This is a genomic window from Ectothiorhodospira lacustris (assembly GCF_022227845.1).
GTDB lineage: Bacteria > Pseudomonadota > Gammaproteobacteria > Ectothiorhodospirales > Ectothiorhodospiraceae > Ectothiorhodospira > Ectothiorhodospira lacustris.
Genome location: NZ_JAJNQN010000013.1, coordinates 84849 through 110087 on the forward strand (window position 1 = coordinate 84849; position 25239 = coordinate 110087).

The window sequence follows — 25239 nt, forward strand, 5'->3', positions numbered from 1 at the left end:
GCCGCAAATCATGGGATCGCCCGATGGCCGGCGGCAAAAAAATAGGGCGGCGAGCCTCAATGATGCGCATCGACCACCATCCTTGCCTCTATCCAATACAGAAAAAAACATAGACCGTCAACATTTGGCACCCGGAAACCCATTGAAGAAGCGCTTTGCCGTCGCTCCCTCGTCCCTCTCCCTCATTCCTCGAAAAGCCACTCTCCGCCCTCCCAAAAAGCCCCTCATCACTCATCCCCCCCCTTGTGCCACCCCCACGGAACCTCTTCGCCACCCCTGCAAAACCTCTCCGTCACCCCCGCAAAACCTCTCCGTCACTCCCGCAAAACCTCCCCGTCACTCCCGCGAAACCTCCCCGTCACTCCCGCGAAAGTGGGAGTCCAGAATTTCCAGTCTGCCACTGGATTCCCGCTTGCGTACGCGGGAATGACGGGGCCAGGCCCATGAGCACGCTCTGTCTCAAGACTGGATTCCCGCCTGCGCGGGAATGACTTCGGCAATTTCACAGGCAGGTTCGAGACTCAGACTGGATTCCCGCTTGTGCGGGAATGACGGATTCCATTCACCGGATTCAGACGAGGGAAAAGCCGACTTTATTCACCCGGCCAATTTGAGCCCCACTAATCCCGCGACGATCAGCAGCACGCTCAGTACCCGCAGCAGGGACAGGGTCTCGCCGTAGTAAAGGATGCCGAGGATGAAGGTGCCGACCACACCGATGCCCACCCAGATGGCGTAGGCCGTGCCCACCGGGATGGTCTTCATGGCCTGGGCCAGCAGCCAAAAACTGGCGGACATGGCCGTCAGGGTCATCACACTGGGCCACAGACGGGTAAAGCCTTCGCTGGCCTTGAGGCCGATGGCCCAGACCACTTCGAGCAAGCCGGCGATGGTGAGGGCAATCCACGCCATGTTCATGATGAATCTCCACGAATCGGCGGGGTCGTCCCCGGGTTTGGCAGGCACACGCAGGTCGTCCTGCGCGGAGAAATGACATTTTTAATCAAGGGGATGGCGGAAGGGGTGGGATTCGAACCCACGGACGGTCGCCCGTCGCTGGTTTTCAAGACCAGTGCAATCGACCACTCTGCCACCCTTCCGCGGGGATGCCTTGCAGGCGAGGGGTCTTCAAGCGCGCTAGTTTAACCGTCCGGAGAAAAAGCGACAACTCGGGCAACCCGGCGCAACGGTCCCACGGGAACAAGGCACGAAACCTGCCGGTCTCAGATTCCGGCGACCGTCGCCGGTTTTGATCCTGCGCCGCCAATCAAGTACCTTAGCGCCATCACGGACACACTTGATGTTCGTCATTCCATCCCGTCAAAGAGGAGCATCCACCATGTCAACCGAGCGCGTCACCGCCGTCAGCCGTCCGGCCGAAGGCGTCCTGGCCTCCAACAAGGTCATCCGCAACACCTACATGCTGTTGTCCATGACCCTGGCCTTCAGCGCCGTGATGGCCTTCGTGGCCATGGCCGTGGGCGCCCAGCCGGTTCACTGGCTGTTCATGCTGGCCTTTTTCATCGGCTTCCCCTTCCTGATCAATTATCTGCGCAACAGCATCTGGAGCCTGCCGCTGGTGTTCGTGTTCACCGGCGTGATGGGCTATATCCTCGGCCCCATCGTAGGCATGTATCTGAGCCTGCCCAACGGTCCGGGCGTAGTGGGTGGCGCACTGGCCAGCACGGCACTGGTGTTTGTGGGCCTGTCCGCCTATGCGCTGATCACCCGCAAGGACTTCAGCTTCCTGGGCGGCTTCGTGTTCGTGGGCTTCCTGGTGGTCCTGGCGGCCATCGTGGCCAATCTGTTCTTGGCCATTCCAGCCCTGTCCCTGGCCATTTCCTCGGCCGTGGTGCTGCTGGTGTCGGCGGCCATCCTGTGGGACACCAGCCGCATGGTGCACGACGGTGAGGCCAACTACGTGGTGATGACGGTCTCCCTGTTCGCCAACATCTACGTGCTGTTCCTGCACCTGATGAACCTGTTTGCCATGCTCACCGGCGATAACTGATCACCGTTCGAGCCATTGCGGACACGTGACCGAAGGCCCCGGGCATCGCCCCGGGGCCTTCTTGCTTGCCTCGCCTGAAGACCCAAGAATGGAACGGTGCACATGCAGATCGAACACGGCGTATTCCTGGACCTGGAAACCCTGGATCGGGGCGACCTGGATCTCTCCCCCCTGAAGCATGCCCTGCCCCACTGGAACTTCCATGACTACACCACGCCGGCACAGGTGGCCGAGCGGATCCGGGAGGCCCAGGTGATCATCACCAACAAGGTAGTGCTGGACAGGCAGGCCCTGTCCGCCGCGCCGCGGCTAAAGCTGGTCTGCCTGGCGGCCACGGGCACCAACAACGTGGATCTGGAAGCCGCCGCTGAACGGGGCATTGTGATCTGCAATGTCAGGGACTATGCCACCGCCTCCGTGGTACAGCATGTCTTTGCCCTGATCCTGGCCCTGACCGTCCGCCTGGACGCCTATCAGCGGGATGTTCGGGAGGGACGCTGGCATGCCGGCCGTCAGTTCTGCATCCTCGACCATCCCATCCGTGAGCTGGCGGGACGCCAACTGGGGATCATCGGCTACGGGGTGCTGGGACGGGCCACCGCCGATGCCGCAAGGGCCTTCGGCCTGGGGGTGCTGGTAGCGGAGAGTCTGCGGGGCGATCCACCGCAATCGGGGCGTCTGCCGCTGGATGATGTGCTGGCCGACTCGGACATCATCAGTCTGCACTGCCCCCTCACGCCCCGGACCGAGCGACTCATGAATGCCCGGCGCCTGGCCCGGATGAAGCCGGATGCCCTGCTGATCAACACGGCCCGGGGTGCGGTGGTGGATAACCAGGCCCTGGCGCAGGCCCTGCGGGAAAAACGACTGGGCGGAGCGGGCATCGACGTGCTGGAACAGGAGCCGCCCCCGGCGGATCACCCGCTGCTGGCGGGGGATATCCCGAATCTGATCATCACGCCCCATGTGGCCTGGGCGGCGGTGGAGGCCCGGCAGCGGATGGTGGATGCGCTGGCGCGGAACATTGCCGGTTTTGTGGCCGGTGAGATCATCAATCAGGTGAACGGGTGAGGGCGGACATGTCGGATGCCGTGAGCGAAAGAATGGTGGAACTGGAGATCCGCATGGCCCATCAGGAGGCCCTGTGCCAGGATCTCAATGACGTGGTGACCAGGCAGCAGCAGGAGATCGATCGTCTGCAGTTGCAGGTGGAAGGGCTGCGACTGCGGCTGCTGGAGTTGATGGAGCATCAGTCCTCCGGAGCGCAGCTACCGGAGCCGCCCCCGCCCCATTACTGACATCCACTCGCCCCCTCATCCCCGGCCCTTCTCCCCCGGAGGGGAGAAGGGGGTAAGGTAGACGTCGAACCGGGTGCTGCTGCCCGGCAGGGTGTGACTGGGTGCCCTGCCCCCCAGGTGCTCGCCCCTCGCCGGCCGCTTGACCACCACCCGCTCCCGGGCCGCCCCCAGCGCGGCCTCCAGCAGTGCGGCGGCGTCCTTGTCATCCCCCACCAGGGTACGAAACACCCGCATTTCCTTCTTGACCAGGGCCTGCTTGTCCCGGTGAGGGTACATGGGGTCCAGGCAGACCACGTCGGTCCGATGGCTGCTCAGCCATTGAACGGCATCGCCCGAAATCAGGGTCATGCGCCCGATGGTCGATGACAGCGAGGGCACCCGGGCGGCCCGAGCCAGACCATCGGCCAGGAGGGCGGCAATAACCGGATGGCGCTCCAGCAGGGTGACCCGGCAGCCCAGGCCGGCCAGGATGAAGGCATCCCGGCCCAGGCCGGCGGTGGCGTCCACCACGTCGGGGCGATGACCCTTTTTGAGTCCTGCGGCACGGGCCAAGGGCTCGTTGCGCGGGCTGGACTGGCGATCGCGATAGCCCAGGCGTCCACCGGCAAAATCCACGTAGACGGGTCCCGGTGCGCCCGGGCCGGTCTGGCGCAGTTCCAGACGCTCGGGGGTGACCACCAGGACCTGCCCCCCCGGGTGTTCCGGTCCCTGCAGGGGCAGGCCCAGTTGCCGAGCCAGGTGCTCGGCCCGGTCCCGGGTGTCGGGTGTGTCGTAGTCGATGGAAAGGCCGTTCACAGGATCTGTCTCGGTTGCCAAAGTGGAAAGCCGCTCTGCCGTCATTTGAAGTCGTTTGGAAAGCCCCGGCGTCGCTTGGAACTCCCCCGGCGTCATTTGCCCACCCCTGTCGTCATTCCCGCGAAGGCGGGAATCCAGAATACCCAGCCTGCACGTGGATTCCCGCTTACGCGGGAATGACGGGGAACCATCCATGAACTGCCCCGGTGAAAAATGGATTCCCGCTTATGCGGGAATGACGGTGGACAATCTTGGACACGGGAATGACGGAGGACGATCTCGAACGCGAGAAATGACTCACGGGAAAGGTTCAGTCGGAAGCAGGCGTTTCGCCCAGGATCACCCGGCCATCCGGATGCAGTCGATAATCCGGCACCTCCAGGTTGCGCCGGGCGGCCTGGCCGTCATGGACCCGGCCGGCGAAGTCGTAACGCCCTCCCCGGCAGCGGTCGACAATCCCCCCACCCCAGCCCTGCTCCGTCGCGATCTCGGGGACCACCAGATCCAGGCGGCAACCCAGGTCGGTGCCGATGGCAAAGGCCACGAATACGTCCGGCGCCGCGGAGCGATGATCGTTGCGATAGGCACGGGGCTGGCGGCTGAAACGGGAACCCGGATCATAGAGGCGCTCGACAAAGGCCGCATCCGCTGCCGCCATGGCCTCGCTCCGGCGCAGTACCAGTACGGGACGACCGCTCCATTCCACCTCCAGCATCTCCCCCGGCGCCAGCGCGGTGATGTCCACGGACTTGGTCAGGACATGACTGGTACGCGGCTCGCTCAGAAAGCCGGAGATCATGGCATAGACCAGCGCCAGTATCCCCAGCAGGGCCATGAGCTTGAGGGCAACCCGGTAGTAGACGCGAGCATCCGATTCTTCAGTGGTCATGAGCGATCCATCCGGGAATAATGAGGAATTTCACAATGATCCGGGAACATGCGATGAACACCCCTTCCAGACAAGCCTACGTCGGCATCCACAACGACCTTCACGGCGGCATGACGCCCATCGGCGGCATCATCAAGGATGCCTGGGTGTTCGGCCTGATCCCCGAGACGGAGACCTGCGAGGGCTGGACCCATGCCCAGATCCAGATGCTCCATGACAAAGTGGCCGCCGCGTGGGATCAGCATGGCCTGCTGGTCAGTCGGCTACCACCTGAGCTGCGGGAACGCCATACCCGTATCCACGATGAAGCCATAGCCCGCGCCAAGGCCGAGGGCTGGGTCCCCGGCATGGATGTGGACGGCAGCATGGAACAGTAACTTCAGTCCCTGAAGTTATCGTACTGTAGGGGCAGCTCCAGCTCAGCCTTGCGCAGCAGGGCGATGGCATCCTGCAAGTCATCACGCTTCTTGCCGGTGACCCGGATCTTCTCGCCCTGGATGGAGGCCTGCACCTTGAGCTTGCTGTCCTTGATCAGACGGATGATCTTCCTGGCCAGATCCTGGTCGATGCCCTGCCGGATGGTCACCACGCGACGGACCTTGCCGCCCCCCTCGTCCAGCTTGCCGGATTCCAGACAGCCTACGTCGATGCCCCGCTTGGCCAGCTTCTGGGTGAGGATGTCCATCACTTGGTCCACCTGGAATTCGGAGGCGCCGAACAGGGTCAACTCGGCCTCGCTCTGTTCCACGTCGGCGGGGCTGCCCTTGAAGTCGTAACGGTTCTCCACTTCGCGCTTGGTCTGGTCGACGGCGTTGCGCAGTTCCTGCATGTCCACTTCGGACACCACGTCGAATGAAGGCATGGTCTTCTCCGCTTTGCTGAATCAGCGCGCAAGTCTATCAAAATGCGCGCAGGACGCCTCCATCGGGATCAGGCCCACGGGCACGAAGGGAGCATCATTGCCGTCATTCCCGCGAAAGCGGGAATCCAATCAGGCCCACAGGCGCGAAGGGAGCATGCCCTGCCCGGCGGTTCCGGAGGATTTGCTATTGGCCCGACAATCCAATACCGTCCGGGCTTTCCATCTCTTCCGAGGAACCTTGCCATGAACCCAGTCTCCTTTGCCGTGCAGGCGGAACAGGCCCTGGAATCCCTGGTGGAACGCATGAGCGAAGTGGACGCGCTGGCGGATCTGGACATGGATCTGGTGGACGGGGTGCTGAAAATGGAATTTGATGACGGCAGCAAGCTGATCATCAACCGGCAGGAGCCGGTGCGCCAGCTCTGGCTGGCCTCACCGGAGGGGCCGGCCCATTTCAATCAGGGCACCGGCGGCGCAGGCTGGGTAAACGACCGCACCGGCGAAGGTCTGCTGGAGACCCTGAACCGGGTGCTGAGCCAGAAGCTCGGTGAGGCGATCAGGATTCCGGACTAGACGGCGTCTCTTCCGGCTTTTTCAGCAGGGATTCGAGCTGCCCCACCACCACGGCGGGCTTGTGGTCTTCCAACATCCGGTCCACCAGCAGCAGCATGGGATGATAACGGGGCTGCAGGGTGTACTTGATGCGGGCCATGTTCAGGGACAGGCGCCGGAACTGGCGGAAGAACAGGTAGGACAGGGTGGCCACGATCAGCGCCGTCCAGGTGGCGCCCTGGAACCAGACCCAGACGGCCGCCCCGTAACCAATGAAGCTGATGATGAACAGCAGGGTGGCAAAGCGATGGATGGTGGCGACGAAGGACGCAAAATCTTCGCGGTGAGTGGCGAATTCTTCCTGGGAGATCATGAATGACGGTTTCCGGTTGGGTTGGCGGCCATAGTGTAATCCATGGGGGCGGCGCGCTCATTCAGGCTGAAAGCGCTCCCAACAGCCGCTCGTGCAGCCCGCCGAAGCCTCCGTTGCTCATGATCAGCACATGGTCACCGGGCCGGGCGCTCGCCACCAGGCGCGCCAGCAGGGCATCCAGGGTCGCCGCGGACTCCCCCCGCCCCGCCAGTTCGCCCGTCACCGCCGCCGCGTCCCAGCCCAGATCCGGTGGCGCGAACACGAACACCTGATCCGCCCCGGCCAACGAGGCCGCCAGGGTCTGTCGATGGACACCCATGCGCATGGTGTTGGAACGGGGTTCCAGCACCGCCAGGATGCGGGCCTCCCCCACCCGCCCACGCAGGGCCTCAAGGGTGGCGGCGATGGCAGTGGGATGATGGGCAAAGTCATCATGGACCGTCACCCCGCCGACCGTGCCCCGCGCCTGCAACCGCCGCTTGACCCCGGCAAAGCGTGACAGCGCCGACAAACCGGCCTCAACCGGCACCCCCACATGCCTGGCCGCTGCCAGGGCCGCCACGGCGTTGCTCATGTTGTGATGGCCGGGCATGGACCAACGGGCCTCGCCCACCGGGGTGTCCCGGTGATGGAGACGAAAGCGACTGCCGTCGGGACTCAGGGCCTCTCCCCGCCACTCCAGCCCGCCATCAGACCCGAAACGCTCCACCGGGGTCCAGCACCCCATGGCCAGCACCCGCGCCAAAGCGGCATCGGTGCCCTGGCAAAGGATGCGCCCCTCGCTCGGCACGGTACGCACCAGATGATGGAACTGACGCTCGATGGCGGCCAGATCCGGAAAGATATCGGCGTGATCGTATTCCAGGTTGTTCAGGATCAGGGTCCTGGGGTGGTAATGGACGAACTTGGAGCGCTTATCGAAAAAAGCGGTATCGTATTCGTCGGCCTCCACCACGAAGAAGGGCGTCTCCCCCAGCCGGGCCGAGACCTGGAAATTATCCGGCACTCCGCCGATGAGAAACCCGGGAGACAGTCCCGCATCCTCCAGTATCCAGGCCAATAGGCTCGCGGTGGTGGTCTTGCCGTGGGTTCCGGCCACCGCCAGCACCCAGCGATCCTTGAGCACATGCTCAGCCAGCCACCGGGGGCCGGAGGTGTAGGGAATGCCGCGGTTGAGCACGTATTCCACCGCCGGATTACCGCGGGTCATCACGTTGCCGACCACCACCACATCCGGCGCCGGGTCCAGGTGGGCGGGATCGTAGCCCTCGCTGACGGAGATGCCATGGGCCGCCAGTAGCGTGCTCATGGGCGGGTAGACCTGCTGGTCCGAACCGGTCACGTGGTGACCGGCGGCCCTGGCCAGCAGGGCCACGCCGGCCATGAAAGTGCCGCAAATACCCAGGATATGGACGTGACTCACGGCATGATCGCCGTGTAGAGCATTTCACCGGCGATGGCCGCCAGCATCAGGTACAGTACCGCCAGTGCCACGCCCCCGGCCACGGTCTGCAGGCCCAGGGCGCTGCGCAGGATATTGCCGTAGGTGGTCAGCAGCCAGCCCAGCAGGACCAGATAGCCCACGGTGATGTAGACCGGGATCTCGGTGGGAGTCTCGGCCCCGCGCAGGTTGTAGACCAGGGGCAGCATCAGGAGCCCCAGGATCACACCCACACCCAGCAAGGCGCTCAAGGTCTGGTTGAACCGGCCCGGCACCCCCCGCCAGGACAATAGCAGGGCGGTATAGCCCGCCAGCAGGGCCAGTTCCAGGCCGGTCTGCAGGATGGCCAGCTGGAAGGGGTAGAACGGCAGGGCCACAATCAGGCCCACCAGCAGGTAGGCAATGACGCACAGCCACAGCAGCATGGCGGAGGCCGGCAGGTCCTCGGGGCCTTTCTGCATGAAGGTCAACTGGATGAAGGGTTTGATCAACGCGTACATGCACGGCCCTTGGATGACGTCCTGATGATTCGCTGACGGTCGTTTGAGATTCGTGCAAGGATATCATGTCCCTCCCGGTACACAGCAGAACCCGACATGGACACGCCGTTCAAGACACGCCGCTCCCCGCCGGCCCGGGGACCTCACCGCTATCGGCTCAGGGTCGATGGTGATGATTTCTTTCCCGCCATGGTGGACGCCATCGAATCGGCCCGAGAGCGGGTGCTGCTGGAGATGTATCTGTGCAGCTCCGGTGCACTGACCACCCGTTTCATCGATGCCCTGTGCCTGACTGCAACCCGTGGCGTGGAGGTCTGCGTCCTGCTGGATGATTTCGGCAGTCTGGCCCTCTCCGGTGGCGACCGGGGGCGCCTGCTGGCCCATGGCGTGCAACTGGGCATGTATAACCCGCTGGGTCTGAAACGACTCCATCTGTCCCTGTTCCGGAACCACCGCAAACTGCTGGCTGTGGATGGCCGGGTGGCCTTCGTGGGCGGTGCCGGGCTGACCGATGATTTTGATCCCCGCTTTGCCGGCGACCTGGCCTGGCATGAGGTCATGCTGGAGATCCGTGGACCCTGCGTGTCGGATTGGGAACAGCTGTTCGCCAGAACCTGGGCCCGCTGGCATGCCTACCCCCTGACGTTGCCGGCCCCCCGGGCCGGTGACCACGGCCCGGCAGATGGACGGGTAGTGGGTAACAGCGTCCTGGGGGGACGGTCGGTGATGCGGTCGGTGATCGCCGCCGTCAAGAAGTCACGGCGGCGAGTGTGGATCACCACGGCCTATTTTGTGCCCACCCTGCGTCTGCGCCGGGTGCTGGCCCGGGCCGCCCGCAACGGCGTGGATGTACGGCTGCTGCTGCCAGGTCCGAAGACGGACCAGCCGGCGGTCAGGCATGCGGGGCGGCGCTTCTACGGGCGGCTACTGCGGTCGGGAGTCCGTATCTTTGAGTACGAACCGCGCTGCCTGCATGCCAAGTATGTGGTCTGTGATGACTGGGGCAGCGTGGGCTCCAGCAACCTGGATCACTGGACCTTGCGCTGGAATCTGGAAGCCAATCAGGTGGTGACCGCCCCATACACCGTGGCGGAACTGGCCGGCCTGTTTGCGGGCGATCTGGCGCAGGCCCGGGAATGGACCCTGCAGGAGTGGCAGGCACGAGGCCGCTGGCATCGTCTGATGGAGCGCCTGTTTGGTGCCCTGGATGAATGGCTGATGCAACTCAGCTACATGCGGGATGTGCGGGAGGCGGACAAGGCGTTGCGCCGGGGCATCCATGCGCTGCCGGCGTCGAACCCCGCCTCCAGGGCGAGGTGACGGCTCAGAAATCGTCGTCCCAATCTTCCAGTTCCCGCAGCAAGTCGTACTGGTCTTCGCCGGGGGCACCGTCACGCACCAGATACTCCCGCCGCTGCAGGTAGGCATTGCGCAAGGCCATGTAGCGGTCAGTGGCGACGTCTTCCAGGGCACGCTCGGTGGGCAAAAAGCCCGCTCGCATATCGATGATGTCCACCACCAGCAGGGCATTGCGAACGCCGGTCTCATCGTAGTAGTACAGCGGATGGGTCACCCCGTCCACCACCCGGGCCGGAGCATCCCGCAGGGTGCTGGGTCCCAGGAAGGGCAGCACCACGTACGGCCCGGAGGATACCCCCCAACGCCCCAGGGTCTGCCCGAAGTCCTCGTTGCTCTTTTCCAGCCCCATGGGACTGGCCACGTCGAACAGCCCGAACACCCCGAAACTGGTATTCATGATGATGCGCGTCAGGTCCGAGGCGGCATCGTGGAACTTGAACTGCAGGGTGTTGTTGGCCATGTTGACCACGTCCCGCAGGTTGGAAAAGAAGTTGGTGACACCGGTCTGCACCGGCTGGGGGGCGTAGCGCTCATAGCCCTCGGCCACGGGCTTGATCACGGCGGAGTCCACCGCGTCATTGAACTGGAACATGGCCCGGTTGTAGCCCTCCCAGGGGTCGCGCGGGTCACGGGACTCCGGAGGGACGGTGGCACAGGCGGGTAGAAGCAGGACGGTCAGCAGCAACAACCAGATCGGGTGACGGGGCTTGGAGAGCTTCACGGGCAATACCTGTGGCAACGGTGAACACGTGGGGGGTATTATTCCCCTCACCCCAACCCCTCTCCCCTGAGGGGAGAGGGGTACCTTCCCTTACCGTCCCCGCTGGGCGGCGATGCGCATGCGCAGGGCGTTGAGCTTGATGAAGCCTTCCGCATCCTTCTGGTTGTAGGCGCCGGCATCATCCTCGAAGGTGGCGATATGGGCATCAAACAGGCTGTCGGATTCGGACTTGCGGCCGGCCACGATGACGTTGCCCTTGTAGAGCTTGATCCGCACCACGCCGTTCACATGGGCCTGGGAAGCATCGATCAGGGACTGCATCATCAGTCGTTCCGGACTCCACCAGTAGCCGTTGTAGATCAGGCTGGCGTAGCGAGGCATCAGCTCGTCCTTCAGGTGGGCCGCCTCCCGGTCCATGGTGATGGACTCGATGGCACGATGGGCCCTGAGCAGGATGGTGCCGCCGGGGGTTTCGTAGCAGCCGCGGGATTTCATGCCCACATAACGGTTCTCCACCAGGTCCAGGCGGCCGATGCCGTGGGCACCGCCGATCCGGTTCAGGGTGGCCAGCAGGGTGGCTGGGCTCATGGCCTCGCCGTTGAGGGCTACCGGATCACCGCGCTCGTAGCTGATTTCCAGGTATTCCGGCTTGTCCGGAGCGGCCTCGGGGGAGACACTCCAGCGCCACATGTCTTCCTCGGCCTCGAACCAGGGATCTTCCAAGGGCCCACCCTCGTAGGAGATGTGCAGCAGGTTGGCGTCCATGGAATACGGGGACTTCTTGCCTCGCTTCATCTCCACCGGGATGCCATGCTGATCGGCGTAGGCCAGCAACTTTTCCCGGGAGTTCAGGTCCCATTCCCGCCAGGGGGCGATGACCCGGATACCGGGCTTGAGGGCATAGGCGCCCAGCTCGAAACGCACTTGGTCGTTGCCCTTGCCGGTGGCGCCGTGGGAAACGGCATCGGCGCCGGTCTCGTTGGCGATCTCCACCAGGCGCTTGGCAATCAGGGGACGGGCGATAGAGGTGCCCAGCAGATATTCACCCTCGTAGAGGGCATTGGCGCGGAACATGGGGAAGACGAAATCGCGCACGAATTCCTCGCGCAGATCGTCGATGTAGATTTCCTTCACGCCCATGGCCTGGGCCTTGGCTCGAGCCGGTTCCAGCTCCTCGCCCTGGCCGATGTCGGCGGTAAAGGTCACCACCTCGCAGCCATAGGTATCCTCAAGCCACTTGAGGATGACCGACGTATCCAGCCCGCCCGAATAGGCGAGGACGACCTTTTTCACATCATTGGCCATGTAAGGCAACCCCTGGGAAAGACGTAAGTGGTACAGGGGGGGCAGTATAACGAAACTGGGACCGGGTAAGGAATGGACGACACCTTCGGTGATCAGATCTTGCGCTTGAGCTCCTGCTCCAGCTCCAGCATGAGATCACTGATATTGCCGGCGAACAAGCCGGTCTGATCCGCCAGACGATTTACTTCCTTGGCCACCACCGCAAAGCCGCGTCCGTGCTCTCCGGCCCGTGCGGCCTCGATACTGGCATTGAGGCTGAGCATGCGCAGGGCCTTGAGCACGATCAGGATCTGGTTGGACTCCGCGAAGATCGAGTTGCTCAGCCGGTTCACGGCGGCGATCTGTTCATGCCGCGCGGATTCCATTTCCCTGCGCCGTCGAATGTCGGTCACCGCACCCTCCAGATGCAGCAGTTTCCCTTCCTGATCAAGCACCGGGCCACCCTGTTCATTGACCCAGCGCAGACTGCCGTCACGGTGTCGAATGCGGTAATCCACGTCCCAGTGGCCGCCGGCGGCTACGGCCTGGCTGATGGCCTCGTCGACGGCGGCCGAATCCTCCGGGTGAATCAGGGAGGCGTAGGACACCGACCGGTTCAGTCGCAATTCATCCCGGCCATAGCCCGTAAGATCCCGGGCACGCCCGGAAATCACCAGCATGGTGTACTGGTCATCGTTGCGGCACCGGTAAAGGAATCCGTTCATTCGACTGGCGATGCTGTTCAAGGCATCCAGTTCAGTGCTTTCATCGGCCGTATGGGTGGGCATGCTCGGGGCTCCGCAGTAAGGATCGTAGTGTAGTCCCTGCGCCCTGTAGAGACGATGGATTTCAGCCCTTACCGGGCCAGCCAGATGTCCACACGGCGATTAAGGGCCCAGGCCGCTTCCGTCCCGGCCGTATCCAGGGGCCATGACTGGCCGAAAGCACGGGTCTCTATCCGATCTGCCGCAATCCCCCGCCCTTGCAGATAGGCCTGCACGGCATGTGCCCGGCGCAGGGACAGGGCGTCGTTATAGGCCTCGGTGCCGCGCTCGTCCGCATGACCGCCAAGGACGACCCGGCCGGCAGGGCTGTCCCTGAGCACCGCCAGGAACCGGTCCAGTTCGGCATACTGATCCGGGCGGATACGGGCCTCGTCGAAATCGAAGTGGATGCGCCAGTCATCGAGGATCTCGAAGTCCAGTGCCCTGAGTTCCCCCTGGCAGGCACGAAAATCCGCCAAAACCTCCCGGAAACGCAGGGGCGAGAGGGTCACCCGAATGTCTCGGGCACCATGGCCGGGGTCCGGGTGTTGCACCAGGACCTCATGGCCGGTTTCCAGGCCATAGTAGAGGGTCAGGGCCTCCTCCCGTCCCAGCCGCAGCAGGCTATCCCCGGCCAGGGCGGGCACCGCCCCCAAGTCCTGCGAAACCAGATCGTGGCGCCAGTCCGGCGCCTGCAGGGATAACAGGCCCACATCGGGGGCATTCAGCGGGATACGCGGATCCAGGTGGAAACTCAGTGTGCGTCCCGGGCCGGCCTGGAAACGGGCGATGCCGTAGCGAGGGATGGGCTGGATCAGTTCGCACAGGTCCGGCTCCTGGGTCACGATCCACTGGGCCTGTTCCATGCGAGGGCCATAGTCGGCGGCCCACAGGCTGATGGGCGGCAGGCAGAACAAGAGGATGGCGTAACGAGCGTTCATGCCTGGGTTTATCGGCGGGGGGTGAGGGAAGTTGAGGACTTCCCTCACCCCTCCCCCCTAACGCCGCCGCGGCGGCAGGATGTCGGTGACCGAGCCGTGGGCCACCTCCGCCGCGAAACAGAGGGTTTCCGACAGGGTGGGATGGGGATGCACCGTCAGCCCCAGATCTTCCACGTCTGCCCCCATTTCCAGGGCCAGCAGGGCCTCGGCGATCAGTTCCCCGGCGTTGGGACCGACGATGCCGGCACCGATCACCCGCTGCTGATCATCCAGCAGCAGCTTGGTCAGACCGGCCTCGCCCCCCACGCTGATGGCACGACCACTGGCCGCCCACGGGAAGACCCCCTTGGTGTACTCGATCCCTTCCGCCTTGGCCTGCGTCTCGGTGAGCCCCATCCAGGCCACCTCCGGGTGGGTATAGGCCACGCTGGGGATGGCACGGGCATCGAAATGGGATTTTTGGCCCGCTGCCACCTCGGCGGCCACCTTGGCTTCGTGGCTGGCCTTGTGGGCCAGCATCGGGCCACCCACCACGTCGCCGATGGCGAAAATATGGTCGACGTTGGTCCGCATCTGCCGGTCCACCTTGATGAAGCCGTGTTCGTCCACCTCGATGCCCGCCGCTTCCGCATCGATCCGGCCGCCGTTGGGCAGGCGCCCCACCGCCACCAGGACCCGGTCGAAGGTATCCTGCACCGGGGCATTACCGCCCTCGAACCAGACCTGGATACCGTCGGCCACGGCCTCCGCCCGGGTCACGCGGGTACCGGTGAAGATATTCTCATAGCGGTCCTTGATCCGTTTTTCCAGCGGCTTGACCAGGTCACGGTCGGCACCGGGCATCAGATCCTTCGACAGCTCGCAGACCGTCACCTTCGAACCCAGCGCATCATAGACACAAGCCATCTCAAGCCCGATGATGCCGCCGCCCACCACCAGCAAACGACCGGGTATATCCTGCAGTTCCAGGGCACCGGTGGAATCCATCACCCGCGGATCATCCCAGGGAAAACCGGGCAGATGCACGGGCCGGGAACCCACGGCGACGACGGCCTGCTCAAAACGGATCCGCTGCTCACCATCCTCCCCGGCCACGGTCAGGAGATGGGGCGAACTGAAACGTCCCACACCCTGCACCACCCTCACCTTGCGCTGTTTAGCCAGATGCTTGAGGCCACCGGTGAGCTTGCCTACCACACCATCCTTGTAAGCGGCCAGCGCAGGCAGGTCGATTTGCGGCCTGCCGAAGCGGATGCCATGCGGGGCGAAGGTCTCCGCCTCCTCGATCACCTGGGCGGCATGGAGCAGGGCCTTGGAGGGAATGCAGCCGACGTTCAGACAGACCCCTCCGATCTCCGAATAACGCTCCACCATGACCACGTCCAGGCCCAGGTCGGCGGCCCGGAAGGCGGCAGTATAGCCCCCGGGACCGGAGCCCAGCACCAGCAGGCCGCACCGGATGTCCGCGTCATCGGTCGATTCAGGGGTCGGCCCGGGAGCCGACTCAGGACCGCTGGATGCGTTCTCGGTATCCGGTGTGGGGGGTTGCGGGGGGGCGGTGTCCTGCTGCCGGGAGGCCTCGGCGGACTCGGCCTCCAACTCCAGGATGGCCGTACCCTGGGAGACCTTGTCACCCTTTTTCACCAGCAGTTTACCGATGGTCCCTCCCACCGGGGCCGGGATGTCGATGGAGGCCTTGTCGGACTCCAGGGTGATAAGCGGGTCTTCGGGTCTGACGGTGTCGCCCGGGGCGACAAGGATGTCGATGATTTCCACATCCTTGAAATCGCCGATGTCGGGGACCTGGATGGTGCGTGTCTGAGCCATGGATTCAAAACTCCTTTCTGCAGTGGTGGGAGTCGGCCTGCTACAACAGCATGCGCCGCATGTCCGACAGCAGACCGCTCAGACAGCTGGTGAAACGGGCGCCCAGGGCACCGTCGATGACCCGATGATCATAGGACAGGGACAGGGGCAGAATCAGTCGGGGCACAAAGGCCTTGCCATCCCAGACCGGCTGCATCCTGGCCCGCGAGACCCCCAGAATCGCCACCTCCGGGGCGTTGACGATGGGAGTGAACTGAGTGCCGCCGATCCCCCCCAGGCTGGTGATGGTGATGCACCCGCCCTGCATGTCGTCAGGCTTGAGACGACGCTTGCGGGCCTTCTCGGAGACCTCGGCCATCTCATTGGCCAGCTCCACCAGGTTCTTGCGGTCCACATCCCGGATCACCGGTACCACCAGACCATCGGGGGTGTCCACGGCGATGCCCAGGTGAAAATATTGTTTCAGGATCAGGTTTTCCCCGCCCGCATCCAGCGAGGCATTGACCCGGGGATACTCCTTCAGGGCCGAGACCAGGGCCTTCATCAGGAACACGAGGAAGGTGATCTTCACCCCCTTGTCCTTGTATTCGGCCACCAGGGACTTGCGGAAGGCATCCAGCTCGGTGATGTCCGCCTCGTCGAACTGGGTGACATGAGGGATACTCACCCAGTTGCGGTGCAGGTTCTCCCCGGTGAGGCGGTTGATGCGGGTCAGGGCCTGGGTCTTGACCGGACCGAAGCGGGAGAAGTCGATCTTCGGCGGCGGTGCAAGACCCGGCAGGGCCGCCGGTGCAGCGGTCAGGGCGTGCTTGACGAAGGCCTGCACGTCCTCCTTGAGGATGCGCCCCTTGCGGCCCTTGCCCTCCACCTTGCCCAGATCCACCCCCAGTTCCCGGGCAAACCGACGCACCCCCGGCGAGGCCAAGGCCTTGCGAAAGGCCGTCTCGTCCACCATCCCAGCCGTGGGGGAAGGCCGCGGACCGGGCGAGGGCACCGCTTCGTCCCGGACGGCCTCCCGGGGCCTCTCCGGCTCGGGCGCCGGGGCCTGAGCCGTTTCCGGCCGGGGGGGGGCTGCCTGTTGCGGCGACGGTTCCGGGGCCTTGTCAGGCGTTGGCGTCTTACCCCCCTCTTCCGGTTCCAGATCCAGAATGGCCACCCCCTGGGAGACCCGGTCTCCCACCTTGACCTTCATGCCGCGCACGGTCCCGCCCCGGGGAGCAGGGATGTCGATGGAAGCCTTGTCGGATTCCAGGGTGATCAGCGGATCCTCCGGCTTGACCGTATCCCCCTCCCCCACCAGCACCTCGATGATTTCCACATCCTTGAAATCACCGATGTCGGGGACCTTGATTTCAACCACGTTGCCCATGGCGCAACTCCTTTGAAAGATTGGGTTCACCGGTGGCGGCAGGCGACGGGACGGGACAGACGCGCCGGCCGGTGATGCACGTCACAATGGATGCGGACCGGCGCCTCAGGCGCGCAGAGGGTTGGGCTTGTCCACATCGATCTCATACTTGACGATGGCCTCGCTGACCCGTTCCGCCGGGATCCGGCCTTCGTCTGCCAGGGCCTTGAGGGCAGCCAGGGCCACGTAGTAGCGATCCACCTCGAAGTGATGCCGCAGCCGGGCGCGTAGATCGCTGCGGCCAAAGCCGTCGGTGCCCAGCACCGTGTAACGCCCGGGGACCCAGGCCCGGATCTGGTCGGCAAAGGCCCTGACATAGTCGGTGGAGGCCACCACCGGCCCCTGGCGATCCCCCAGGCATTGGCCGACCCAGCTCCGGCGGGGTTCGGCCTTGGGATGCAACAGATTCCAGCGCTCCGCATCACGGCCGTCCCGGGCCAGTTCGTTGAAGCTGGTGGCGCTCCAGATGTCCGCTTCCACGCCGAAATCATCCTTGAGCAGATCGGCGGCGGCAATCACCTCCCGCAGGATCGTGCCCGAGCCCATGAGCTGGACCCGCAGCTCGCCCTGCCCGCCTTCCTTGAGCAGGTACAGTCCCTTGCGGATCCCCTCGGCCGCCCCTTCCGGCATCGCCGGCTGAGTATAGTTCTCGTTCATGACGGTGATGTAGTAGAAGACGTTTTCCTGGTTGACGTACATGCGGCGCAGGCCGTCATGGAGGATCACCGCCACCTCATAGGCGAAGGTAGGGTCGTAGCTGATGCAGTTGGGCACATTGGCGGCCATCGGGTGGCTGTGTCCGTCCTGATGCTGCAACCCCTCACCGGAGAGGGTGGTCCGTCCGGCGGTGCCGCCCAGGAGGAAACCCCGAGCCTGCATGTCACCCGCCGCCCAGATCAGGTCCCCCACCCGCTGGAAGCCGAACATGGAGTAGAAGATGTAGAAGGGGATCATGCTCACGCCGTGCACGCTGTAGGCGGTGGCCGCCGCCATCCACGACGACAGGGCGCCGGCCTCGTTGATCCCCTCCTCCAGGATCTGGCCCTTCTTGTCTTCCTTGTAGAACATCACCTGGTCCTTGTCCTGAGGCGTGTAGAGCTGCCCCACGGAGGAGTAGATCCCCAGTTGCCGGAACAGTCCCTCCATACCGAAGGTACGGGCCTCATCCGGCACGATGGGGACGATGTGACGGCCGATCTTCTTGTCCCGGATCAGTTGAGTGAGCATGCGCACCAGCGCCATGGTGGTGGACAGCTCCCGGTCCCCGGAAGATTCCAGGGCACCGTCGAACAGGGAGAGGTCGGGGATCTCCAGGGGCGCCACCGAGGATTTGCGCACCGGCAGAAACCCGCCCAGGGCCTTGCGCCGTTCATGCATGTAGCGCATCTCGGGGGCGTCTTCCGGCGGCTTGATGTATTCCATCCGCTGCACCTGCTCGTCGGTGAGCGGGATGCTGAAACGGCTACGGAAGGTCTTGAGCTCGTCCATGCCCAGCTTCTTCTGCTGGTGAGCACGCATCTGGCCCTCGCCGGCAGTCCCCATGCCGTACCCCTTCACGGTCTGGGCCAGGATCACGGTGGGCTGGCCGACATGATTGACCGCCTCATGGTAGGCGGCATGGACCTTGAAAGGGTCGTGCCCGCCCCGGTTCAGGCGCCAGACATCGTCGTCGGACATATTGGCCACCATGGCCTTGAGTTCGGGGTATTTACCGAAGAAATGCTCCCGGACATAAGCGCCGTCCTTGGCCTTGTAGTTCTGGTAGTCCCCGTCCACGGCCTCCATCATGCGCTGCTTGAGCAGACCCTTGGTGTCCTTGGCCAGCAGGGGATCCCAGTAGCTGCCCCAGAGTACCTTGATGACATTCCAGCCCGCGCCGCGGAACACAGCCTCCAACTCCTGCACGATCTTGCCGTTGCCTCGCACCGGCCCGTCCAGGCGCTGCAGGTTGCAATTGACCACAAAGATCAGGTTGTCCAGTTTTTCCCGGGCCGCCAGCGAGATGGAACCCAGGGATTCGGGCTCGTCGGTCTCACCGTCGCCGATGAAGCACCAGACCTTGCGATCCCGGCTGCTGGCCAGCTCGCGGTCGTTCATGTACTTCATGAAGCGCGCCTGCATGATGGCGGTGATGGGACCCAGACCCATGCTCACCGTGGGGAACTGCCAGTAGTCGGGCATCAACCAGGGGTGCGGATAGGAAGACAGCCCGCCGCCGCCCACTTCCTGACGGAAGCGATCCAGCTGGGCTTCGGTGAGGCGCCCTTCCAGGAAGGAACGGGCATAGACCCCGGGGGCGGAATGGCCCTGGATGAAGAGCAGGTCCCCACCATGCTCATGGGAAGGGGCGCGCCAGAAATGATTGAAGCCCACGTCATAAAGGGTGGCGGCGGAGGCGAAGCTGGCAATATGTCCACCCAGCTCCGTACTGATCCCGTTGGCCTTGACCACCATCATCAGGGCATTCCAGCGGATGTAGGAGCGGATCCGGTGCTCCAGCTCCGCATTCCCGGGAAATTCAGGCTCCAGGTGGGGCGGGATGGTGTTCACGTAGGCGGTGTTGGCAGAATACGGCAGGAAGGCGCCGGAACGCCGAGCCTGATCCACCAGACGTTCCAGCAGATAATGGGCCCGTTCCGGGCCATCGGCCTGGATGACCGCTTCCAGGGCATCAAGCCATTCGTGGGTTTCCTGGGTATCCAGGTCTTGAGGCAGTTGCTGCGCCGTCATCACTTTTTCTCCATCCAGGACCCCTTCGCTGCGGGCGCACACAGGCGCACCCCATGGGGGTGTAGTTCAGACAAAACGGGATACTTGCTGATATTATTCCGACCGGACTTTATTATTTTTATGTCCACATCAATCCCGACCTGAAACACGACCATCCGATTCACATCGAGCAGGAAACTCATCGCCGAGCGGCGCCATCTGCCGAATCATGTTCTAGCTTTTGCATCACCAGGTCAAGGAATCGAAATGCGGCTTTTCATGCTTCACTGCAACACATTTCTGCAATAAAAACAGGAAACAGCGACACAATGACGACAATCCAGGAACTGCGCATCAGACGCCCCGATGACTGGCATTTGCATGTTCGGGACGGGAGCGCCCTTGATAGTGCAGTGCCGCATACCGCCAGATGTTTCGGCCGCGCCATCATCATGCCCAATCTCAAGCCCCCGATCGTCAGTGTAGAACAGGCCGTCGCCTATCGCCGACGCATTCTCGATGCCGTTCCCAAAGAGATGAGATTCGAACCATTGATGACAATCTATCTCACCGACCAGACCTCACCGGAGGAGATCAAAAAGGCGGTAGACAGCGGGGTGGTCTTTGGCGCGAAGCTGTATCCGGCCGGTGCCACCACCCATTCCGATGCCGGCGTGACCGATATCCGCCACATCTATCCCACCCTGCAGGCAATGCAGGATCTGGGGCTGCCGCTGATGATCCACGGCGAGGCCACCGATCCGGGCGTGGACGTGTTCGACCGGGAAGCGGTGTTCATCGAGCAGGTCCTGGCACCGCTGGTGGAGCGCTTCCATGGCCTGAAGGTGGTTCTGGAACACATCACCACGGCCCAGGCGGTGGACTTCGTACGCCGGGCGCCGGACCGGGTCGCGGCCACGGTCACGCCCCAGCACATCCTCATGAATCGCAACGCCCTGTTCCAGGGGGGACTGCGGCCCCATCACTACTGTCTGCCGGTGCTCAAGCGCGAGACCCACCGGGCGGCCATCATGGAAGCCCTGGCACAGGGGCATCCCCGCTTCTTCCTGGGCACCGACAGCGCCCCCCATCCCAAGGGCGCCAAGGAATCCGCCTGCGGCTGCGCCGGCATCTTCAGCGCCCCGGCCGCCATCGAACTCTATGCAGAGGCCTTCGAGCAGGCAGGTGCCCTGGACAAGCTGGAAGGGTTTGCCAGCCTGTTCGGTCCCGCCTTCCATGGCCTGCCGGTGAACGAGGACTTCGTCACCCTGCGGCGGGAACCGTGGACGGTGCCGGAGGCATATCCCTTTGCAGATGCCACGGTGGTGCCCATGCGGGCCGGCGGCACGCTGGACTGGAAGCTGGTAATCTAGCGCCCATGACAGACGAATTGAACTTCCGCCCCATGGGCAACCGTTTCCGTGGTTTTCTGCCCGTGGTGGTGGATGTTGAAACCGGCGGCTTCAATCCCAAAACCGATGCCCTGCTGCAGATCGCGGCCGTGTTCCTGCGCATGGACAAGGACGGTTTCATCCAGCGGGACCACACCCTGTCCTGCCATGTCCAGCCCTTCGAGGGGGCCAACATGGACCCCAAGTCCCTGGAAGTGAACGGCATCAACCCCTGGCACCCCCTGCGCATCGCCCTGCCCGAGGACGAGGCCCTGCAGCGGGTATTTCGCGAGGTCCGCCAGGACATCAAGCGCAATCACTGCACCCGAGCCATCCTGGTGGGCCACAATGCCGGCTTTGACCTGGCCTTCGTGAACGCTACCGCCGAGCGGGCCCAGGTGAAGCGCAATCCCTTTCATCCCTTCAGCAATCTGGATACCGTGACCCTGTCGGCCCTGGCCTATGGACAGACCGTGCTGGCCAAGGCGGTGAAGGAGGCCGGCCTGCCCTGGGACAACGCCGAGGCCCACTCCGCCACCTATGATGCGGAAAAAACGGCCGACATCTTCTGTGACGTCATGAACCGTTGGAACCGCGGGATATTGCCGACGGAAGGGTCCGCCATGGACAAGGCCTTATGAGTTTCTTATAGGAAACGGGTCATGGATCAACAACGAGAAGCTCCGATGCCGCCGCCGCTGTCCATTCTGGTCGTTGACGACATGCAGTACAGCCGGACCGTACTCAGGAATACCCTGGAGCGCATCGGCTATGACGATGTCAGGCTGGCGGGGTCCGCCGCGGAAGCCCTGGACGCGCTGGCGCAAAGACGTGCGGACGTGGTGATCGCGGACTGGGTCATGCCGGAGATGAACGGCCTGGAGCTCGCGGCGGCCATCCGTCGGCGGGATGATGAGGCCGGTCGCTATACTTCCATCATCCTGTTCACTTCCAAGGATGAGGACAAGGCCATGCTGCAGGCCTTCCACGAGGGTGCCGACGACTTCCTGACCAAACCGATTCAGGATGTCCAGCTGGCGGCACGGATCTATGCCGCCGGTCGGGTTGCCATGCTGCAGAACCGCCTGATGGAAACCTCCTCGGCGCTGGAAACCGCCAACCGTCTGCTGGAACAGCAGTCCACCACGGATCCCATCACCGCTCTGGCCAACCAGCGGGCCCTGAATCAGCGTCTGGAGGCCTTGGTACTGGAAACCCAGGCCCGGGGGGGTGGATTCTGCCTGGCCCTGGTGAGCCTGGATCAGCAGGACGACGAACAGGTGTCTCCGCACAAGGACCTAAGCTCGGAGGTGCTGATGGGCTTTGCCAGGCGTCTGCGCCTGGCCGTACGCCCCACGGATCTGGTCGCCAGGATTGCCGAAGAGGAGTTTGCCCTGTTGATGCACGTGCATTCTCCCGAGGGTTTCAATCGGGATCTTTTCAAGCGGGTCCTGGCCAGCATCACCCGGGACGGGATCCAGACCTCGGAAGGGTCGGTCCCGATCCTGGTCTCCATCGGCGCCCATTTCCATCGGTCGGATCAGCCGCTGATGACCATCCGGGAACTGATGAAGCAGACCCGGAGCAACCTGAATCAGGCACGAGGTCAGAGCGGCGCCCGGGTGGTGGTGACCTGACCGGCGACGTGCCGCGGCCTGTTCGCGGCCGAGGGCCGCTCCCACGGGGATGGCTTTGCCTGTGGGAGCCGGCCTGCCGGCGAACGGGACGCTGCCGCGTCATTCCTCCCCGGCGGCTTCCTTGACCAGCGTCTGCAGTTCCCCGGACTCGAACATCTCCAGGGTGATGTCACAGCCACCGATCAGCTCACCCTTGATATAGATCTGCGGAAACGTGGGCCAGTCGGCAAAGCCGGGCAACGCCTGCATGATCTCCTGGTCTGCCAGGATATTCACATAGGCAAAGGGTGCCCCACAGGCCTTGAGTGCCGTGGCAGCCCGGTTGGAGAAACCGCACATGGGAAACTGGGGCGTTCCCTTCATGTAGATGATGACGGGGTTTTCCTCGACCTGCTGCCTGATACGATCCAGAGCGTCCACTTCGTTTGACCTCGTGTTTATGAAAAGCCCCAGCCGGGGCAAATCCCGTCACGCCCGCGCAAGCGGGAGTGACTCAATTCAAATGGAAAGTGAATTCAGCGTAAAAATGACTTGGTTCAACACAACTGACCGATTCAACGTGATTGGACATCAGAACATGAAAATTGGTTTGTTCCCGGGCGACGGCGTCTAGCCGGCATGGATCCCCTGGCGCTGCAGCCAGAATTCCAGCAGGGCCAGATGCCAGAGTTTACTGCCCTGGATGCGGGTCAGATGTTGCTCCGGGGCCTTGAGCAGGGTCTCCACATAGTCCCGCTGGTAAAGCCCCCGTTCCCGGCACACCCGGGAATCCAGGATGTCCCGCATGAAGTCCAGAAACTCCCCCCGCACGTACTTGAGGGCTGGTAGCGGGAAATAGCCCTTGGGACGGTCGATGACCGCATCCGGCAGCAGCCCCCGGGCAACCTGCTTGAGCACGCCCTTGCCGCCCTGGGCCAGCTTCAGCGCCGGCGGCATGCGGGCCGCCAGCTCCACCAGTTCATGATCCAGGAACGGCACCCGGGCCTCCAGCCCCCAGGCCATGGTCATGTTGTCCACCCGCTTGACCGGATCATCCACCACCAGGGTGGTGACATCCAGGCGCAACACCGCATCCAGGAAGGTGTCCGCGCCCGGCTCGTTCAGGGCCGCCTCAATGAGCCGGGCCGTATGGTCCTCCCCCACCAGGGCCGGATTCACCATGCGGGCAAACTCGGGCTGATCCCGGTCGAAATAGTGTCGACGGAAGCGCTCCACCAAGGTGCCTTCCGTCTCCGCCGCCATCCGCGGATACCAGAAATACCCGGCAAAGACCTCATCCGCCCCCTGCCCCGACTGCACCACCTTCACGTGCCGCGAGACCTGCTCAGACAGCAGGTAGAAGGCTACCGCATCCTGCCCCACCATGGGCTCGGCCATCTGGTCCACCGCCTCGGGCAGACGGGCCAGAACCTGGTCGTTGGGCACATGAAAACGATGATGGTCGGTGGCATAGCGTTCGGCCACCGGGTCGGAAAACTCGAATTCGCTGCCCTTCTCCTCGGGCTGGTCCTCAAAGCCCACGGTGAAGGTCTTGAGCCCCGTGGCCCCCGACTCCGCCAGCAGGGCTACCAGCAGGCTGGAATCCAGTCCACCGGAGAGCAGCACCCCCACGGGCACATCGGAAATCTCCAGGCGCCGCTTGACCGAGCGCCGCAGGGCATCATGCACGGCCTCGGTCCATGCCTCCGGAGTCTGCTCTTTGCCGGGGCGGGTGGCCTCCAGCTGCCAGTAGCGTTGCAACCGGGTGCGGCCATCCTGCTCCACGGTGAGGGTATGACCGGGCTGGAGTTTTCTCACGCCCTTGAAGAGGGTGCGGGGGGCGGGTACCACCGCGTGCAGGGTGAAGTGATGATGCAGGGCCACCGGATCGATGTCCGTATCCACCTCCCCCGCGGCCAGCAAGGCCTGGATGTTGGAGGCAAAGCGCAGGCGCCGGTCCGTGTGACTGTAGTAAAGGGGCTTGATGCCCATGCGGTCCCGGGCCATGAACAGGCGTCGCCGGCGCAGATCCCAGACGGCAAAGGCGAACATGCCGTGAAAGCGCTTGACGCAGTCCTCGCCCCAGGCGTGGTAGGCCTTGAGAATGACCTCCGTGTCGCCGCTGGAAAAGAACCGGTAGCGGTCTTCAAGCTCTCGGCGCAGTTCGCGGAAGTTGTAGATCGTGCCGTTGAAGACCACCGCCAGGCCCAGCTCGGGATCCAGCATGGGCTGGTTGGCCCGGTCGGACAGATCCAGGATGGACAGGCGACGGTGCCCCATGGCCAGGGGGCCATCGGAATAACTGCCTTCATGATCTGGACCACGGCGACGCAGCCGATCCAGCATGCGCCGGATGGATTCAAGATCGGGGAGGGAATCGTTGAAATTCAGTTCGCCGCAGATGCCGCACATGGGGGTCGGTATGGGTCCTTGGAGTGGGGGTGCCAGACGCAATCTTCACACAATACAGGAGATTGGGGCGAATGGAACATGATCAA

Annotated in this window: 25 protein-coding genes and 1 tRNA gene; 9 read left to right on the forward strand and 17 right to left on the reverse strand. The window is 63.7% G+C overall.

Features of this window, described 5'->3' with window-relative positions:
- Positions 1-597: 597 nt before the first annotated feature.
- Together sugE and LQ956_RS10630 are read right to left on the reverse strand one after the other, a co-directional pair.
- The gene (sugE, locus tag LQ956_RS10625; protein WP_238622334.1) at positions 598-912 is read right to left on the reverse strand and encodes a quaternary ammonium compound efflux SMR transporter SugE; all 315 of its coding nucleotides are present in this window, start codon (positions 910-912) and stop codon (positions 598-600) included.
- A 100-nt stretch (positions 913-1012) separates the two neighbouring features.
- Positions 1013-1100, reverse strand: a tRNA-Ser gene (locus tag LQ956_RS10630).
- A 239-nt stretch (positions 1101-1339) separates the two neighbouring features.
- Between LQ956_RS10630 and LQ956_RS10635 the strand changes: the two genes are divergently transcribed.
- From LQ956_RS10635 to LQ956_RS10645, 3 genes are all read left to right on the forward strand, one after another.
- A complete protein-coding gene (locus LQ956_RS10635) occupies positions 1340-2011 on the forward strand; it encodes a Bax inhibitor-1/YccA family protein (protein ID WP_238622307.1) in 672 nt (223 codons plus the stop codon).
- A gap of 102 nt (positions 2012-2113) precedes the next feature.
- A complete protein-coding gene (locus LQ956_RS10640) occupies positions 2114-3082 on the forward strand; it encodes a 2-hydroxyacid dehydrogenase (RefSeq protein WP_238629948.1) in 969 nt (322 codons plus the stop codon).
- 8 nt (positions 3083-3090) lie between these two features.
- Positions 3091-3309, forward strand: coding sequence for a SlyX family protein (locus tag LQ956_RS10645; RefSeq protein WP_238622305.1), 219 nt, complete (start codon positions 3091-3093; stop codon positions 3307-3309).
- Between the two features lie 15 nt (positions 3310-3324).
- On the opposite strand, the gene LQ956_RS10650 is transcribed toward LQ956_RS10645, so the two are convergent.
- Both LQ956_RS10650 and LQ956_RS10655 read right to left on the reverse strand, forming a co-directional pair.
- Positions 3325-4104, reverse strand: coding sequence for a class I SAM-dependent methyltransferase (locus tag LQ956_RS10650; protein ID WP_238630375.1), 780 nt, complete (start codon positions 4102-4104; stop codon positions 3325-3327).
- A gap of 310 nt (positions 4105-4414) precedes the next feature.
- Positions 4415-4993 carry a Rieske (2Fe-2S) protein gene (locus LQ956_RS10655; protein WP_238629946.1) on the reverse strand — a complete coding sequence of 193 codons (579 nt, stop codon included), beginning with the start codon at positions 4991-4993 and terminating at the stop codon, positions 4415-4417.
- 53 nt (positions 4994-5046) lie between these two features.
- Here LQ956_RS10655 and LQ956_RS10660 point away from each other — a divergent pair, with 53 nt between their 5' ends.
- Complete coding sequence (locus LQ956_RS10660; protein ID WP_238622825.1) at positions 5047-5370, forward strand: hypothetical protein; 324 nt, start codon at positions 5047-5049, stop codon at positions 5368-5370.
- 2 nt (positions 5371-5372) lie between these two features.
- Here LQ956_RS10660 and LQ956_RS10665 read toward each other — a convergent pair whose 3' ends face one another.
- Entirely contained in the window at positions 5373-5855 is a 483-nt protein-coding gene (locus tag LQ956_RS10665; protein ID WP_238622826.1) for a YajQ family cyclic di-GMP-binding protein, read from the reverse strand.
- Positions 5856-6098: 243 nt separating this feature from the next.
- On the opposite strand from LQ956_RS10665, the gene cyaY reads away from it, so the two are divergent.
- Positions 6099-6428 carry an iron donor protein CyaY gene (cyaY, locus tag LQ956_RS10670; protein WP_238622827.1) on the forward strand — a complete coding sequence of 110 codons (330 nt, stop codon included), beginning with the start codon at positions 6099-6101 and terminating at the stop codon, positions 6426-6428.
- Here the strand turns inward: cyaY and LQ956_RS10675 are convergent.
- The 3 genes from LQ956_RS10675 to LQ956_RS10685 all read right to left on the reverse strand — a co-directional run bounded on the left by LQ956_RS10675 (position 6412) and on the right by LQ956_RS10685 (position 8721).
- The gene (locus LQ956_RS10675) at positions 6412-6780 is read right to left on the reverse strand and encodes a hypothetical protein (RefSeq protein ID WP_238622828.1); all 369 of its coding nucleotides are present in this window, start codon (positions 6778-6780) and stop codon (positions 6412-6414) included. The genes cyaY and LQ956_RS10675 overlap by 17 nt on opposite strands.
- A 61-nt stretch (positions 6781-6841) precedes the next feature.
- Entirely contained in the window at positions 6842-8203 is a 1362-nt protein-coding gene (gene mpl, locus LQ956_RS10680; RefSeq protein WP_238629945.1) for a UDP-N-acetylmuramate:L-alanyl-gamma-D-glutamyl-meso-diaminopimelate ligase, read from the reverse strand.
- On the reverse strand, positions 8200-8721 hold the full coding sequence (locus LQ956_RS10685; RefSeq protein ID WP_238622830.1) for a hypothetical protein: 522 nt from the start codon (positions 8719-8721) through the stop codon (positions 8200-8202). The genes mpl and LQ956_RS10685 overlap by 4 nt, the downstream gene beginning before the upstream one ends.
- A gap of 96 nt (positions 8722-8817) precedes the next feature.
- Here LQ956_RS10685 and LQ956_RS10690 point away from each other — a divergent pair, with 96 nt between their 5' ends.
- Positions 8818-10041 carry a phospholipase D-like domain-containing protein gene (locus LQ956_RS10690; RefSeq protein ID WP_238629944.1) on the forward strand — a complete coding sequence of 408 codons (1224 nt, stop codon included), beginning with the start codon at positions 8818-8820 and terminating at the stop codon, positions 10039-10041.
- Positions 10042-10045: 4 nt separating this feature from the next.
- Here LQ956_RS10690 and LQ956_RS10695 read toward each other — a convergent pair whose 3' ends face one another.
- From LQ956_RS10695 to aceE, 7 genes are all read right to left on the reverse strand, one after another.
- Complete coding sequence (locus LQ956_RS10695) at positions 10046-10801, reverse strand: MlaA family lipoprotein (RefSeq protein WP_238622832.1); 756 nt, start codon at positions 10799-10801, stop codon at positions 10046-10048.
- Between the two features lie 90 nt (positions 10802-10891).
- Positions 10892-12106: an argininosuccinate synthase gene (locus LQ956_RS10700; protein WP_238622833.1), complete on the reverse strand. Its 1215-nt coding sequence runs from the start codon at positions 12104-12106 to the stop codon at positions 10892-10894.
- 92 nt (positions 12107-12198) lie between these two features.
- Positions 12199-12873, reverse strand: a complete 675-nt coding sequence (locus LQ956_RS15015) for a methyl-accepting chemotaxis protein (RefSeq protein WP_274521514.1) — start codon at positions 12871-12873, stop codon at positions 12199-12201.
- 68 nt (positions 12874-12941) lie between these two features.
- Complete coding sequence (locus LQ956_RS10715; RefSeq protein ID WP_238629943.1) at positions 12942-13790, reverse strand: OmpA family protein; 849 nt, start codon at positions 13788-13790, stop codon at positions 12942-12944.
- A gap of 57 nt (positions 13791-13847) precedes the next feature.
- Entirely contained in the window at positions 13848-15617 is a 1770-nt protein-coding gene (gene lpdA, locus LQ956_RS10720; RefSeq protein ID WP_238629942.1) for a dihydrolipoyl dehydrogenase, read from the reverse strand.
- 40 nt (positions 15618-15657) lie between these two features.
- A complete protein-coding gene (gene aceF / locus LQ956_RS10725; RefSeq protein ID WP_238629941.1) occupies positions 15658-16986 on the reverse strand; it encodes a dihydrolipoyllysine-residue acetyltransferase in 1329 nt (442 codons plus the stop codon).
- A 105-nt stretch (positions 16987-17091) separates the two neighbouring features.
- Positions 17092-19755 (reverse strand): pyruvate dehydrogenase (acetyl-transferring), homodimeric type, encoded by a 2664-nt coding sequence (gene aceE / locus LQ956_RS10730; RefSeq protein WP_238622837.1) that lies wholly within the window; start codon positions 19753-19755, stop codon positions 17092-17094.
- Between the two features lie 308 nt (positions 19756-20063).
- Between aceE and pyrC the strand changes: the two genes are divergently transcribed.
- From pyrC to LQ956_RS10745, 3 genes are read left to right on the forward strand one after another with little or no spacing between them, the layout of a single operon-like run.
- Positions 20064-21107: a dihydroorotase gene (pyrC, locus tag LQ956_RS10735; protein WP_238629940.1), complete on the forward strand. Its 1044-nt coding sequence runs from the start codon at positions 20064-20066 to the stop codon at positions 21105-21107.
- A gap of 5 nt (positions 21108-21112) precedes the next feature.
- Positions 21113-21766: a ribonuclease T gene (gene rnt / locus LQ956_RS10740; RefSeq protein WP_238622839.1), complete on the forward strand. Its 654-nt coding sequence runs from the start codon at positions 21113-21115 to the stop codon at positions 21764-21766.
- A gap of 21 nt (positions 21767-21787) precedes the next feature.
- Positions 21788-22762, forward strand: coding sequence for a GGDEF domain-containing response regulator (locus tag LQ956_RS10745; protein ID WP_238622840.1), 975 nt, complete (start codon positions 21788-21790; stop codon positions 22760-22762).
- 99 nt (positions 22763-22861) lie between these two features.
- Here the strand turns inward: LQ956_RS10745 and grxD are convergent, their stop codons facing one another.
- Both grxD and LQ956_RS10755 read right to left on the reverse strand, forming a co-directional pair.
- Positions 22862-23182, reverse strand: a complete 321-nt coding sequence (gene grxD / locus LQ956_RS10750) for a Grx4 family monothiol glutaredoxin (protein ID WP_238622841.1) — start codon at positions 23180-23182, stop codon at positions 22862-22864.
- 189 nt (positions 23183-23371) lie between these two features.
- Positions 23372-25153: an N-acetylglutaminylglutamine amidotransferase gene (locus tag LQ956_RS10755; RefSeq protein WP_238629939.1), complete on the reverse strand. Its 1782-nt coding sequence runs from the start codon at positions 25151-25153 to the stop codon at positions 23372-23374.
- Between the last annotated feature and the right edge of the window lie 86 nt (positions 25154-25239).